Source organism: Planococcus kocurii (genome assembly GCF_001465835.2).
Classification (GTDB): Bacteria; Bacillota; Bacilli; order Bacillales_A; family Planococcaceae; genus Planococcus; species Planococcus kocurii.
In genome coordinates this window covers 3,033,125-3,047,907 of sequence record NZ_CP013661.2, presented here as the reverse complement: position 1 = coordinate 3,047,907, position 14,783 = coordinate 3,033,125, and the positions used below count along the sequence as shown (strand labels likewise).

Here is a 14,783-nt window from a genome sequence, read left to right as displayed (position 1 = left end):
TAAGCCTCCCGCCAATTTTATGCCAAACAAACAGAAAAGAGCGGGAGAACCCACTCTTCTGCGACAGAGCTATCAATAAATGTTACTACAATAATACCACAACCGGCACCGCGGTGCAACCGGCTAGAACAAGGATAGCTGATTCGCCTCAGGCATGCCTTCAAGGCAACCGTGATCATCCATGTATTCGATGATTGTTTTTGAAACACGACCACGTTGCTGCAAATCTTCTTTTGATAAAAACTCTCCATGCTCGCGTGCAGCAACGATTGATTTTGCCGCATTGGTCCCGAGTCCTGGAATGGCATTAAAAGGAGGAATCAGGCTATTTCCTTCAATAATAAATTCATCTGCAGAGGATTTATACAAATCGACTTTTTGGAAAGTATAGCCACGCTCCACCATTTCGAGTGTCAGTTCCATAACCGTTAATAAGTTTTTCTCTTTTGTCGAAGCCTCCAATCCTTTGGCATTAATTTCGCTAACTACAGTCCGAATCGCTTGTGATCCTTTGGCCATAGCATTGACATCGAAATCTTCCGCACGAACCGTAAAGTAAGCCGCGTAATAAAGAACCGGGAAATGTACTTTGAAATAAGCAATTCTTACCGCCATCAATACATAAGCAGCAGCGTGGGCTTTCGGGAACATATACTTAATCTTTTTGCATGACTCGATGTACCAGTTCGGCACACCCTCTTTTTTCATCGCTTCCTCAAATTCAGGCGTTAACCCTTTACCTTTTCGGACTGACTCCATAATTTTAAACGCTAATGAAGATTCAAGCCCTTGATAAATCAAGTAAACCATGATGTCATCACGGCAACCAATTACATCGGACAGCTGACAAGTTCCGTTTTGAATTAATTCTTGCGCGTTACTCAACCAAACGTCTGTCCCGTGAGAAAGTCCTGAAATCTGAACCAGTTCCGAGAATGTATTTGGCTTTGTTTCTTCTAACATCTGGCGCACAAATCGCGTACCAAATTCAGGAATGCCAAGTGTCCCCGTTTTGCAACCAATTTGTTCTTTCGTTACACCGAGCGATTCTGGTCCAGCGAATATTTTCATCACTTCAGGATCATCGGTCGGGATGGTTTTCGGATCGATTCCTGATAAATCTTGTAGCATGCGAATAACTGTCGGGTCATCGTGACCAAGTATATCAAGCTTCAATAAATTATCGTGAATCGAATGGAAATCAAAATGCGTTGTTTTCCATTCAGAGTCTTGCGCATCTGCCGGAAACTGTATCGGCGAAAAATCATAGATGTCCATATAATCAGGTACGACAATAATTCCTCCTGGATGCTGTCCGGTACTTCGTTTAACGCCCGAACATCCTTGCACCAGACGATCGATTTCTGCTCCGCGCAACGTCATATCACGATCATTTGCATATCCCCGCACGTACCCATAGGCTGTTTTTTCCGCAACCGTACCGATCGTTCCTGCACGGAATACATTGTCTTCACCGAATAATTCCTTTGTATAGTTGTGGGCTTTTGATTGATATTCACCGCTAAAGTTCAGATCAATATCGGGAACTTTATCCCCTTTAAATCCTAAGAAGGTTTCAAACGGAATATCTTGACCTTCTTTTTGATATGGCACGTCGCAATCCGGACAATTTTTGTCTTTTAAGTCAAACCCAGAGCTTACCGAACCGTCATCAAAGAACTCTGATTTTTTGCATTTTCTACAAATGTAATGTGGCGGCAACGGATTTACTTCCGTAATCTCTGTTAATGTTGCGACGAGCGAAGAACCAACCGACCCACGAGAACCTACTAGATAGCCATCGTCCAATGACTTTTTAACAAGCTTATGTGAAATCAAGTAAATAACCGCAAATCCGTGACCGATAATGGACTTTAGTTCTTTTTCAATACGCGCCTCTACGATTTCTGGTAAAGGCAATCCATAAATCTGTTTTGCCATGTTGTAGCTCAACTCACGGATCTCTTCATCGGCTCCTTCAATCTTCGGTGTATACAATTCATCCTTAATGGGTTTCACAACATCAATCATGTCTGAAATTTTCAAGGAATTTGCTACAACTAGTTCGTGCGCTGTTTCACTTCCAAGAAATTCAAAAGCATCTAGCATTTCATTTGTCGTTCTAAAATGTACTTTTGGTAATTTGGTTCGATTCAGTGGATTGGCTCCACCTTGAGACCCAATCAACACTTGTCGGAAAATAGCATCTGTCTCGTCTAAATAATGGACATTGCCAGTAGCAACCAGAGGAATCTCTAATTTACGGCTGATTTTCACTAATTTCCGGATAATGTCTTCCAAGTTCCATTCATCACGGATCATTTCTCGTTCGATTAAATGCGAGTAAACCTCTTTTGGATGAACTTCCAAATAATCATAAAATTGCGCTGCTTTTTCAACTTCTTCCATTGATTTTTGCATGACCGCTTCAAATACTTCACCTTTATCACAACCTGAACCGACTAACAGCCCATTTCGATGTTTTTGCAATAGTGAACGCGGAATACGCGGCACTCGGTAGAAATAATCGATATGTGAAGCAGACACCAGCTTGAATAGGTTTTTTAATCCTTCTTGGTTTTGCGCAAGTAACGTACAGTGAGTTGGACGTGCACGTTTGTACGCATCCCCACTACCGACATAGTCATTGATTTGATCGTGATAAAGAATCCCTTTTTGATCTGCTTCTTTTAACAGATGCGTCAATAAATACGAAGTCGCTTCTGTATCATAGATGGCTCGGTGATGTTGTGTCAGCTCAATGCCAAATTTCTTAGCCAAGGTGTTTAACCGGTGACTTTTCAACTCTGGATGGAGCATGCGGGCCAGTTCTAACGTATCAATGGTGGCATGCTTTTTATCGATACCGTATTTTTTATAGCATACGTATAAAAAGCCCATATCGAATGAAGCATTATGGGCAACCATAATATGATCGCCTGCCCATTCATGGTATTTGCGAATCACTTCTTCCACTTCTGGTGCGTTCTTGACCATGTCGTCTGTAATGCCCGTCAACTCAATTGTCGTCGATGACAGCTCATGATGAGGGTTGGCAAAGCTTTCGAACTTATCAATAATTTGGCCGCCCTTAATTTTTACAGCAGCTAGTTCAATAATGGTGTCGTATACAGCAGACAACCCTGTTGTCTCTAAGTCAAATACCACAAACGTTTCTTCTTCTAATAACGCATGACGCTCTTCATAAGCAATCGGTACCCCGTCGTCTACTAAATTTGCTTCTAAACCAAATATTGCTTTAATGCCATGTTTTTTACTGGCAGCATAGGCATCCGGAAATGATTGCACTCCAGCATGATCGGTAATTGCGATTGCTGGATGTCCCCATTTAGCCGCTTGACTGACGAGTGAATCGACAGAAGACACAGCATCCATTTGACTCATCGGTGTATGCAAATGCAATTCGACACGCTTTTCTTCTGCTGTATCCCGGCGAAGTTCCGGTTTGATCTCAACCATATCTTGCGCCATCATGACTAAATCACGAACAAAAGTGTCCGTTTGGATCGAGCCGCGCGCTTTTAACCACATGCCTTTTTTCGCATTAGCCATGAGTTCAGCATCTTCTTTATCACGCGAGAACATCTTGATAAGAATTGAATCAGTATAATCCGTTATTTTAACTGTTAACAGCGAACGTCCACTTCGAAGTTCTCTCACTTCTGCATCAAAGACGTAACCTTCAACTGTCACTCGGCGCTCTTCATCAGTGATGGATTTAATCTCTACAATATTTTCATCTGGCTTGATAGCAGTACCCATCTGGAATGGTCCTGAAGGAGCTCCATTTTCTCTCTGGTTGGTTTCTCGTTTTTTCATATCTGATAGTGCTTTTCTAGCCATTTCTTCTTCTTCACGTAGACGCTCTGCCATAAATGCTTCGTGGGCAGCTTCCTGATTTTCGTCAGACAGTTGGAAATCGATCGCGACATGTGGAAATCCAAACTGACGGTATACTGCTGCTAGTTTTTCGCTGTATTTTGATTTTAACGCCATCATTTCATGTTGATGATTGCATTGTAATAATAGTTTATTGCCATTCCATACAGGTACTTGCGACAATAAGCGATCACGCAGTGGAGGTGCCATGTCTGCTAATTCTTCAACCGCGTATTTCCAGTAAGACAACACAAGATTCTCTTGTGCTGTTTCTTGCGTTGTTTCAATAGTTAATTGAACGGAAGCAATCGGAGAAAAGGTACTATAAAGTCGCTCTTTAACTAATAAGTACAAATCAATCGGCAGGATATTCTTCAATTTCACAAGAAATTTCCACGACCGCTCTTTTTTATGGACCGTCATCCGTGTCAATTCAGCCTCTTCAAAAAAAGGCATGTGCACATCGTCCGTTAAGTCGAGATGCTGAAGCAGCAAGTTGAATCGCATTTTGGAGTCTTGCTCGTTTGTCATAATGATCCCCTTCATGGTAGTGATTTGAGAAAAGCGAATTGTAAAAAATTGCTTTAGGCGGACGCTTTCCACTCTTCCTTTAAATGCTATGTGTATAGAAGTAACTAAAACCCTAAAAATATAGAAATTAATAAACAGGAAGGTAAGTGATTCTTTTCCTAATCAGGAAAGTAGCTATACCCGTTCATTAAGTTTTGATAGCTCATTTGAGACATCCCTGTAGATTCTGAAGCGGGCAGAAAAAGAAAGGAAAGTACAATGTGTACTTTCCTTTCATCATATCAGATTTCGTTATTATTTTTTAAAAAACTGCTGTATTTTCTCAAGTACTTCGTCACGCGTCCATTCAAATGTTTCACCTGTACGACGTATTTTAACTTCTAAAATGCCTTCTGCTGCTTTTTTACCAATGGTGATACGGATTGGTAAGCCGATCAAGTCTGCATCTGCAAATTTCACACCTGCTCGTTCTTTGCGGTCATCAAGTAATACTTCGTAACGGTTTTCTTTTAATAACGAATACAGTTCTTCGCCAAGTTCACGCTGCGTATCGTCTTTAACATTAACCGGTACTAAATGAACTTCATAAGGAGCAACAACATCTGGCCAGGTAAAACCATTTTCGTCTTGGAATTGTTCTGCAACTGCAGCCAATACACGAGATACACCAATTCCGTAACATCCCATAATATAAGGCATCGCTTTGCCTTGATCGTTTAAGAACGTACCTTTTAACGGAATACTGTATGTTGTGCCCAATTTGAAAATGTGACCTACTTCAATGCCTTTAGCAAATTGAATTGTTCCTTGTCCGTCTGGAGAGGCATCTCCTTCTTGGATAAAGCGCAGGTCGTGGAAAGCAGGAACTGTAAAGTCTTTTCCTGGTGTTACATTTTTATAATGATAGCCGCTTTCGTTAGCTCCAGCAATTCCATTAACGATGTTTTCCACTGCGTGATCAGCAAACAAACGAATATCTTCAGGCAAATTGATAGGCCCTAACGAACCGATATCACAGCCTAATAATTGCTGTACCTCTTCTGGTGTAGCCATTTCGATAACAGTAGCACCGGTAGCATGTTTAACTTTAACATCGTTCACTTCATGATCGCCTCTTGCTAAAACGATAACCAATTCCTCATCCGCTTTAAAGACCATTGTTTTAATGCATTTATCAGCAGTAGTTCCAAAAAATTCTGCAACGTCTGTAATTGTATTCTTACCTGGCGTTGCAACTTTTTCCAACGTTTCAGGAGTTTCGTCTGAAACTGGATAATTTACGTTAACTGCAGCCATTTCGATATTCGCTGCATATGAAGAAGTGTCCGAATAAGCAATTGTATCTTCACCAATTTCCGACAACACCATAAACTCATGGTTGTCTTTTCCACCAATCGCACCTGAATCCGCAATAACTGCGCGGAAATTTAGTCCAAGACGTGTAAAGATATTCGTATATGCTTGCATCATTACGTCATACGTTTCATCTAAACTTTCAGTCGTCGCATGAAACGAATAAGCATCTTTCATTAAAAATTCACGACCACGTAACAAGCCAAAGCGAGGACGTTTCTCATCTCTAAATTTTGATTGAATTTGGAATAAGTTCAATGGCAATTTCTTGTAAGATTTAATTTCATCACGCAATAAGCTTGTGATCACTTCTTCATGCGTTGCGCCTAGGGCAAATTCGCGGTCGTTACGATCTTTCAAACGCATCAATTCGTCCCCGTAGGTATACCACCGGCCTGATTCTTGCCATAATTCGGCTTGCTGAAGTGCAGGCATGAAAATCTCGACGCTGTTCGCTGCTTCCATTTCTTCGCGAATTACCGTTTCAACTTTTTGAAGTACACGTTTACCGAGTGGCAAGAACGAATAAATACCACTCGTATTTTGTCGAATAAATCCGGCACGCAATAATAATTGATGCGATTTCACTTCTGCATCTGCTGGCGTTTCACGTAATGTCGGGATAAAAGTTGCTGTTTGTTTCATTCCAAAATACACCTCAACTGACTATAAAATTTTTAAAACGAAAAGCTTTGGACAGGCAACTATATGCCTGTCCAGTACTGCCCACTTGCTATTATTTAAAAGAAATACTTTTGAATGTCATTCCAAGTGACGACAATCATTAACAGCATGAGAAGCATAATTCCAACAAAATGGACCATTCCTTCTTTTTGCCGATCCACCGGTTTGCCCCGCACCGCTTCAAGAATAAAGAACATTAAACGTCCACCGTCAAGTGCTGGTAATGGCAGTAGATTCATGATGCCGAGATTAATGCTGAGCATACCTGCCCAACTCATCAAAGTAAAGAATCCGTATTTAGCTACTTCTTCAGTCGTTTTGTAAATGCCCACTGGACCAGAAAGTGCATCAATTGTAAACTGGCCCGTTACGAGCATACCAAGCAAACGGAAAATTTCTTTAAACCAAAAGATGGTTTGTTCTGCGCCGTAGGCAAAAGATCCAAAGAAATCTTTTTCTACCGGACTTTCGTAAAGTACACCGATTACACCGATTTCTTCAGCGGATTGACCTGAAATTTCAGGTGTAATGGTAAAGTCTAACAGCTCACCGTCTCGTTCAACACTAAAAGCAAGCGGATTCCCCGCATTCGTCTGAACCGATTCAACTAGTTCATCCCAAGTGCCAATTTGTTTTCCTTCAATTTCAGTTACCAAGTCACCATTTTGCATTCCAGCTTCTGCCGCTGGACTTGCTTCCGTTACTTCGGTAATAACAGGTTCAAAAGTTGGGACACCCTGCATCATACCAATTACTGTAAAAATAAGAAATGCCAAAATGAAATTGAAAAGCGGTCCTGCAAAAATTGTCATGAATCGTTTGCCCACTGATTTCGAATCAAATTGTCGGTCGTAAGGGGCCAAAATGGTTTCTCTGCCATTTTCCTCAACAACCGCGTCACGCGCAACTTCAATGCGTATTAGCTTTTCATCTTCATCATAGCCTTTGATCCACAGTTCTTTTTCAAGGTCTGCTTCTTCTACTTCAAGAAATAAAATTTCAGGGTAAACATGCTTCTGATTCATGATGATTTTTTTAGCTTGGCCTTCTTTGTTTAAAAGAACACCAATACGATGACCTGCTTGAAGATGGATTGTGTCCATATCTTCGCCTGCCATACGTACATAGCCACCAATTGGTAACAAACGCAACGTATAAAGCGTTTCTCCTTTAGTAATACCCAAAATTTTCGGGCCCATACCAATCGCAAATTCACGGACTAAAATACCGGCTCGCTTTGCAAAAAGGAAATGACCAAATTCATGAAAAAATACTAAAGCACCGAAAATTATTATAAACGAGATAACTGTCTCCATTTTAAACCCATCCTTATAAATTTATTCGGTTTTGATCTTTAGTCATTTTAGCATGTTTTTTACAGATTTTCTTGTTTCAGCATCTACGTGCAGAATGGTTTCAAGATCTGGATTGCTTAAAACTTCATGGTGATCCATTGCACGTTCAATCATTTCTTCAATTTGCAAGAACTTGATTTTTTCGTCAAGAAACAGAGCGACAGCCTGTTCATTTGCTGCATTTAAAACAGTAGTCATCGTACCGCCTGCATTTCCAGCATCAAAGGCTAACTGCAAAGCATGAAAACGTTTATAGTCCATCTTTTTAAAATTCAATTGACTAATTTCAGCTAAATCCAATCGTTTTGCTGTCGGTCGTGGAAGTCGATTAGGATAGGACAATGCATACTGAATTGGCACTCTCATATCAGGAGTTCCAAGTTGTGCGATTACGCTCGTATCTTGAAATTCGACCATCGAATGAATAATACTTTCTCGGTGAAGCACCACATCTATATCGGCATATGCAAAACCAAATAGCACATGAGCTTCAATGACTTCCAAACCTTTATTAACCATAGTCGCCGAATCAATGGTGATTTTTGATCCCATTGACCAATTCGGATGATTCAAGGCATCCTGTACCGTAACATTTTTTAGCTGGTCACGAGTCAAATCGCGAAAGCTACCGCCAGAAGCGGTCAAAATCAACCGACTAGCTTGATCTTTTTTCTCTCCATTGAGCGCTTGGAACAATGCGGAATGTTCACTGTCGACCGGAAGGATCACTGCCCCAAACTGTTTGGCACTATTCATAACTAAATGGCCTGCTGTAACGAGCGTTTCTTTGTTAGCGATTGCAATGGTACGCCCCAGCTTAATCGCTTCTAACGTCGGCTCAAGGCCCACACTGCCAAGAACTGCATTAACTAAGATGTCAGCATCCCAAACAGCAATTTCGATTAATCCTTTCGCACCTGAAACGAATGCCGTCGCTGGGAATTCTGCTGTCAGTGTTTTAGCATCTTCCGCTTGCTGAATACAGACAATTTCCGGATTGAATTCAACGATCAATTTACGCGTAACATCCATGTTTTTTCCGGCAGAAAATCCAATCAACGAAAATTCATGCGGATGTTCTCGGATGATATCAGCTGTTTGTACACCGATTGAACCGGTAGCTCCCAATAAAACAATTTTCTTAACCATTCAGCAAGTTCCTCTCTTAGATAAAATGTAAAAAATGAAGCAAAGGCATAACAAATAAAATACTATCAAAACGATCCAATATTCCGCCGTGCCCTGGCAAAATCGAACCTGAATCTTTTACATTGAAATGGCGTTTTAGCGCAGATTCTACCAAATCACCCATTTGTCCGAAAATCGAAGCGATAATTGTGACGATGACAATCAGGATGATTGAGTGATTTAACGGAATAAAGTAGTTAAATATCAATGCAATCCCAATTGCCCAAACAATACCCCCTACAAATCCTTCAATCGTTTTGTTCGGTGAAATTTCTGGCCAGAGTTTCCGCTTTCCAATTTTGCGCCCTGTAAAATATGCACCTGAATCGGTAAACCAGACTACCAATAATGCAAAAATTAAGTAACTCAAGCTTGCTTCGCGTGTTTCGATAAAATAGAAGAAGCCGATTCCTACATATAAAGTTCCTAAAACAGCAAAAGCGGCATCATCGAAAGTAAAACTATTTTTCACGACAACTGTATGTATTAATAGAAGAATAACGGCTAAAAAGGCAAATTCGACTTTTTCATAACCTGTCCATTCAAATACTTGGTCTGCCCAACGATCAGGGAGCATAAACGCATAAAGTGCTAGCAAAGAAATAAGACCGGGAATACTCCGTAGACTCCGGCCTTTCATTTTCAAAAGTTCCTGCAACGCTACTGTCCCTAGCAAATAAACCAGCAGGACAAACGGAACGCCTCCATAAATAACAAAAGGAATGAAAAGAGCTGCCGCAATGACACCTGTTATAATCCGTTGTTTCATTTCACTTCGTCTCCTTTCAACCCTCCGTAACGCCGATTGCGTTTTTGGTAATTCCTAATTGCTTCCAACAAGGAATCTTCATTAAAATCGGGCCACAAGGTTTCCGTGAACCAAAACTCAGTATAGGCCAATTGCCAAAGCATAAAATTACTTAAACGGACTTCGCCACTTGTGCGGATTAATAAATCCGGTTCTGGCAACCCTTTTGTCATCAACCCCCCAGAAATAAGATCTTCGCTTATATCATTGATATCTAAAGTCCCAGCAGCTACTTGCGCTGCGATATCTTTTACAGCATCCACAATCTCTGCACGGCTGCCATAGTTTAAAGCGAAGTTTAAGACCAGTCCGGTATTATCTTTTGTAGCTTCTTTCGCTTTCTCAATTGCCCGTAATGTGTGCCCTGGCAAATTATGACGATAACCCATCATTTCTACTCGCACATTTTCTTCAATCAGTTCCGGTAGAAAAGTTGTTAAAAACTCTTCAGGTAACCGCATCAAGAAATCCACTTCAATTTTTGGTCGCTTCCAATTCTCAGTAGAAAATGCGTATAAAGTTAACACATCCACACCCAGTTCGTTGGCAAGCTTAGTCACTTTGCGAACAGTCTTCATCCCTTCGTGATGACCTGCAACTCTGGGCAGTGCACGTTTTTTTGCCCAGCGTCCATTACCATCCATGATAATTGCAATATGAGCCGGAACCTTTTCAGTTGAAATCAAAACTGAGCGATCTCCGGTTCCCAAAGACTGATCAGTATTTCGTTTTAATAGTTTATTGAACATATTTAATCCTCCACCTAGTACAAATCGGCATGTCTATTGCTTATCATATCAAAAAAAACAGCATTGTGCGCTTCTTTAAAGAGACAGCACCTATTTTTTGCATGAAAAAGCGTCCTGTTTAACAGGACGCTCGACATGAAATGAAGTTCGATTTAAACTTCCATAATCTCTTTTTCTTTACCTTTAACCATTTCATCAATTTTCGTAATGTTATCGTCCGTTAGCTTTTGGACGTCGTCAGAATAACCACGCAAGTCATCAACTGTGATTTCACTTTTCTTTTCCAGTTTTTTGAACTCGTCATTCGCATCTCGACGAATATTACGAATTCCAACTTTTGCTTCTTCCGCTTCTTTTTTCACTTGTTTCACAAGATCTTTGCGGCGTTCTTCTGTCAGTGCAGGTACGGCTAAACGAATTACCGAACCATCGTTTGATGGGCTCAGCCCTAAGTCAGACTTAAGGATTGCTTTTTCGATATCACCAAGAACTGATTTGTCATACGGCTGAATCATGATCAACCGTGCTTCAGGAATCGAAATTCCTGCCACTTGGTTGACTGGAGTCGGAGAACCATAGTAGTCAATTGTTAACTTATCAAGAATTGATGGAGTTGCACGCCCCGCACGGATAGAGGCCAAATCACGCGAAAAAGCTTGAATTGCATTAGTCATTTTAGATGTAGTTTCATTCATTACTGATTTCGGCATTAGATTGTTCTCCTCACTACTGTCCCGATTTTCTCTCCGAGTACAGCTCTTTTTATATTTCCATTTTCCATAATTGAGAATACTACGAGTGGAATATCATTGTCCATACATAGTGTTGAAGCTGTTGAATCCATCACTTGCAAGCCTTGTTGAATCACATCGAAATAAGAAAGTTCTTCATATTTTACTGCTGTAGAATCCGTCTTCGGATCAGCTGAATACACGCCATCAACATTGTTTTTCGCCATTAAAATGACATCGGCTTCAATTTCTGCCGCACGTAATGCTGCTGTTGTATCAGTTGAGAAGTATGGATTTCCTGTACCTGCCGCAAAAATGACAACTCGTTTTTTCTCTAAATGACGGATGGCTCTTCTGCGGATATAAGGTTCAGCTACTTGGCGCATTTCAATAGATGACAGGACACGCGTTTCTACATCTTGCTTTTCTAATGAATCCTGTAACGCCAATGAGTTCATTACGGTTGCCAGCATGCCCATATAATCGGCTGTGGCACGGTCCATTCCCATTTCAGAACCAACTTTGCCTCTCCAAATATTGCCGCCGCCTACTACTACTGCGACTTCCACTCCGAGTTCCACCACTTCTTTTACTTGGCTTGCGACTGATTTGATGATTTCAGGGGACAATCCGAACCCCTGTCCACCTGCCATTGCTTCACCACTTAGTTTTAATACAATGCGTTTATATTGCTGAACACTCATCGGTACCCTCCGTTACACTTTTATTGAAAAATAGGGAACACATTCTTGTGTTCCCCAAGATAAAACATATGATAAAAAATCTTATTTTTTGTTAACTTGGCTCATAACTTCATCAGCAAAGTTGTCTTCACGTTTTTCGATGCCTTCTCCAACTTCGTAACGGATGAATTCTTTAATCGATCCACCAGTAGAAGTAGCGAAATCACGAACTTTTTGATCAGAGTTTTTAACAAATGCTTGGTCAAGCAAGCAAATGTCTTCGAAATATTTACCAAGGCGGCCTTCAACCATTTTCGCAACGATTTTTTCTGGTTTGCCTTCGTTTAACGCTTGCTCAGTCAACACTTTACGTTCGTGTTCTACTTCGTCAGCAGAAACTTCGTCACGTGAGATGTATTTAGGGTTTAATGCAGCAATGTGCATAGCGATGTCGCGTGCAGCATCTGAATCTGTAGAGTTTTCAAGAACTACAAGTACTGAAATTCGTCCACCCATGTGAAGGTATGGTCCGAAAGCATCTGCATCTGTTTTTGTACGAATTTCAAAACGACGCAATGTGATTTTTTCACCAATTTTAGCGATTGCGTTTGAAATGTGGTCTGCAACTGATAAACCATTAGACATAGTTGATGAATTTGCTTCTTCAACAGTAGCTGGTTTGGTTGTAATCAGGTGCTCGCCCAATTCTTTTACTAAGGTTTGGAAACCGTCGTTTTTCGCAACAAAGTCAGTTTCAGCGTTTACTTCGAAGATAATTGCTTCGTTTTCTTGAACAAGAATTGAAGTGATTCCTTCTGCTGCAATACGGTCTGCTTTTTTAGATGCGCTTGAAAGACCTTTTTCACGCAAGAAATCTAAAGCTGCTTCCATATCTCCGTTTGTTTCGACTAATGCTTTTTTGCAATCCATCATACCTGCGCCTGTTTTTTCGCGCAATTCTTTTACCATTTGTGCTGTAACTGCCATGATTAATTTCCTCCTTTATGATATGTTGCTATTTTCTCAAAAAAAGGTGATAAGAGGGGTTGGCCGCTTATCACCTGTGTAATCGTGAATTACTCAGCAGATTCAGCTTGAGTTTCTTCATCTTCTTCCGGTTTTGATTCAAGCAAAGCATCCGCCATTTTACCAGTTAGTAATTTAACTGCGCGAATTGCATCGTCGTTTGCAGGAATAACATAATCGATTTCATCCGGGTCACAGTTAGTATCTACGATACCAACGATTGGAATGTTCAATTTCATTGCTTCTGCAACAGCGATACGTTCTTTACGTGGATCAACTACGAACATTACGTCCGGTAGAGCTTTCATATCACGGATACCGCCTAAGAATTTAACAAGACGTTCGTGTTGTTTTTTCAACTGAACAACTTCTTTTTTCGGTAGAACTTCAAAAGTTCCATCTTCTTCCATGCGCTCGATTTGTTTCAAACGGTTCACACGTTTTTGGATTGTACCGAAGTTAGTAAGTGTTCCACCCAACCAGCGTTGGTTGATGTAGTAGTTACCAGAGCGTTCTGCTTCTTCTTTAATCGCGTCTTGTGCTTGTTTTTTCGTACCAACGAAAAGCACTTTCCCGCCTTCTTCGCCAACTTGTTTCATGAAGCTATAAGCTTCTTCCAGTTTGCGAACTGTTTTTTGTAGATCGATGATGTAGATACCGTTACGCTCCACGAAAATATATTTTTTCATTTTCGGGTTCCAACGACGAGTCTGGTGACCGAAGTGAACACCAGCTTCTAACAATTGTTTCATTGAGATTACTGCCATGATTTGTTTCCTCCTGATAGGTTATTTTTTCCCTCCGCATTTTTCTTCTCTGAACCGTTACCCAAGTTGGGCACCTACGACTCAAATCGAAATGCGTGTGTATTTAACACCATTTGAAATTATATCACGCTAACGCTTTAAAGCGCAACACTTTTATCTTAAATAAGGTTAAATAGACAGAAGAAAAGATGTCAGGATAAATTCCTGACATCTTAAAATTCGTTTAGTTCATTTTTAATTGTTCTAGTTCTGCAAGGAATTTTGCGTTCAATACTTTGATGTATGTCCCTTTCATTCCTAGAGAACGTGATTCGATAACACCAGCACTTTCAAGTTTGCGAAGTGCGTTAACGATTACTGAACGTGTAATTCCTACGCGGTCAGCGATTTTAGAAGCAACTAACAATCCTTCGTTGCCATCAAGTTCTTCAAAGATATGCTCGATAGCTTCAAGTTCACTGTAAGAAAGTGAAGAAATCGCCATTTGTACAACTGCTTTGCTGCGTGCTTCTTCTTCGATACGGTCACCTTTTTCGCGAAGGATTTCCATCCCTACTACAGTAGCGCCATATTCACCAAGAATTAAATCGTCGTCATGGAATTCTGCATCCACACGTCCAAGAAGCAAAGTTCCAAGACGTTCGCCGCCACCATTAATTGGCACGATCGTTGTTAAACCATTTTTAAACAATTCGCGTTCTTCTACAGGGAAGATTGTGTGCTCACTGTTAACATCCAAGTTTTCAGTCGTTTCAGTGATGTTTGAAAGCTTTTGTGTATACTCAACTGGGAATTGACGATCCTCAAGCATACCTTTCATACGATCATTCTCGATCTGTTGGTTAATTGCATAGCCTAATACTTTACCTTTACGGCTAACTACGAATGCGTTGCATTCGATTACTTCGCTTAAAGTCTCAGCCATATCTTTAAAGTTTACTTTTTTCCCGCCTGCTGCTTCCAGCATTGAGTTAATTCGTCTTGTTTTCCCTAATAAATTCATTTAAA

At 40.7% G+C, this 14,783-nt stretch carries 11 protein-coding genes; all 11 read right to left on the bottom strand.

The genetic code is table 11. The annotated features are described in order from the left end of the window. Nucleotides 1-123: 123 nt before the first annotated feature. Nucleotides 124-4,431, bottom strand: a complete 4,308-nt coding sequence (locus AUO94_RS14785) for a PolC-type DNA polymerase III (protein WP_058384950.1) — start codon at nt 4,429-4,431, stop codon at nt 124-126. A 294-nt stretch (nt 4,432-4,725) separates the two neighbouring features. After that, nucleotides 4,726-6,429: a proline--tRNA ligase gene (locus AUO94_RS14780; RefSeq protein ID WP_058384949.1), complete on the bottom strand. Its 1,704-nt coding sequence runs from the start codon at nt 6,427-6,429 to the stop codon at nt 4,726-4,728. A gap of 95 nt (nt 6,430-6,524) precedes the next feature. Then, nucleotides 6,525-7,784, bottom strand: a complete 1,260-nt coding sequence (gene rseP, locus AUO94_RS14775; protein WP_058384948.1) for an RIP metalloprotease RseP — start codon at nt 7,782-7,784, stop codon at nt 6,525-6,527. Between the two features lie 42 nt (nt 7,785-7,826). Further along, on the bottom strand, nt 7,827-8,972 hold the full coding sequence (dxr, locus tag AUO94_RS14770; RefSeq protein ID WP_058384947.1) for a 1-deoxy-D-xylulose-5-phosphate reductoisomerase: 1,146 nt from the start codon (nt 8,970-8,972) through the stop codon (nt 7,827-7,829). A 16-nt stretch (nt 8,973-8,988) separates the two neighbouring features. Next, nucleotides 8,989-9,780: a phosphatidate cytidylyltransferase gene (locus AUO94_RS14765; protein ID WP_058384946.1), complete on the bottom strand. Its 792-nt coding sequence runs from the start codon at nt 9,778-9,780 to the stop codon at nt 8,989-8,991. Next, nucleotides 9,777-10,568 carry an undecaprenyl pyrophosphate synthase gene (locus AUO94_RS14760; RefSeq protein WP_058384945.1) on the bottom strand — a complete coding sequence of 264 codons (792 nt, stop codon included), beginning with the start codon at nt 10,566-10,568 and terminating at the stop codon, nt 9,777-9,779. The genes AUO94_RS14765 and AUO94_RS14760 overlap by 4 nt, the downstream gene beginning before the upstream one ends. Nucleotides 10,569-10,720: 152 nt before the next feature. Continuing rightward, nucleotides 10,721-11,278, bottom strand: coding sequence for a ribosome recycling factor (gene frr, locus AUO94_RS14755; protein WP_058384944.1), 558 nt, complete (start codon nt 11,276-11,278; stop codon nt 10,721-10,723). Beyond that, nucleotides 11,278-12,003, bottom strand: a complete 726-nt coding sequence (pyrH, locus tag AUO94_RS14750) for a UMP kinase (RefSeq protein WP_058384943.1) — start codon at nt 12,001-12,003, stop codon at nt 11,278-11,280. The genes frr and pyrH overlap by 1 nt, the downstream gene beginning before the upstream one ends. An 81-nt stretch (nt 12,004-12,084) precedes the next feature. Then, nucleotides 12,085-12,969 carry a translation elongation factor Ts gene (gene tsf, locus AUO94_RS14745; RefSeq protein WP_058384942.1) on the bottom strand — a complete coding sequence of 295 codons (885 nt, stop codon included), beginning with the start codon at nt 12,967-12,969 and terminating at the stop codon, nt 12,085-12,087. Nucleotides 12,970-13,058: 89 nt separating this feature from the next. After that, on the bottom strand, nt 13,059-13,775 hold the full coding sequence (gene rpsB / locus AUO94_RS14740; protein WP_038704256.1) for a 30S ribosomal protein S2: 717 nt from the start codon (nt 13,773-13,775) through the stop codon (nt 13,059-13,061). A 223-nt stretch (nt 13,776-13,998) separates the two neighbouring features. Further along, nucleotides 13,999-14,778 (bottom strand): GTP-sensing pleiotropic transcriptional regulator CodY, encoded by a 780-nt coding sequence (gene codY / locus AUO94_RS14735; protein ID WP_058384941.1) that lies wholly within the window; start codon nt 14,776-14,778, stop codon nt 13,999-14,001. Nucleotides 14,779-14,783: the final 5 nt, after the last annotated feature.

What these genes read in the sequence shown, in the direction of transcription:
- AUO94_RS14785 (WP_058384950.1), bottom strand. Translation starts at nt 4,431, where the DNA reads ATGACAAACGAGCAAGACTCCAAAATGCGATTCAACTTGCTGCTTCAG.
- AUO94_RS14780 (WP_058384949.1), bottom strand. Translation starts at nt 6,429, where the DNA reads ATGAAACAAACAGCAACTTTTATCCCGACATTACGTGAAACGCCAGCA.
- rseP (WP_058384948.1), bottom strand. Translation starts at nt 7,784, where the DNA reads ATGGAGACAGTTATCTCGTTTATAATAATTTTCGGTGCTTTAGTATTT.
- dxr (WP_058384947.1), bottom strand. Translation starts at nt 8,972, where the DNA reads ATGGTTAAGAAAATTGTTTTATTGGGAGCTACCGGTTCAATCGGTGTA.
- AUO94_RS14765 (WP_058384946.1), bottom strand. Translation starts at nt 9,780, where the DNA reads ATGAAACAACGGATTATAACAGGTGTCATTGCGGCAGCTCTTTTCATT.
- AUO94_RS14760 (WP_058384945.1), bottom strand. Translation starts at nt 10,568, where the DNA reads ATGTTCAATAAACTATTAAAACGAAATACTGATCAGTCTTTGGGAACC.
- frr (WP_058384944.1), bottom strand. Translation starts at nt 11,278, where the DNA reads ATGCCGAAATCAGTAATGAATGAAACTACATCTAAAATGACTAATGCA.
- pyrH (WP_058384943.1), bottom strand. Translation starts at nt 12,003, where the DNA reads ATGAGTGTTCAGCAATATAAACGCATTGTATTAAAACTAAGTGGTGAA.
- tsf (WP_058384942.1), bottom strand. Translation starts at nt 12,969, where the DNA reads ATGGCAGTTACAGCACAAATGGTAAAAGAATTGCGCGAAAAAACAGGC.
- rpsB (WP_038704256.1), bottom strand. Translation starts at nt 13,775, where the DNA reads ATGGCAGTAATCTCAATGAAACAATTGTTAGAAGCTGGTGTTCACTTC.
- codY (WP_058384941.1), bottom strand. Translation starts at nt 14,778, where the DNA reads ATGAATTTATTAGGGAAAACAAGACGAATTAACTCAATGCTGGAAGCA.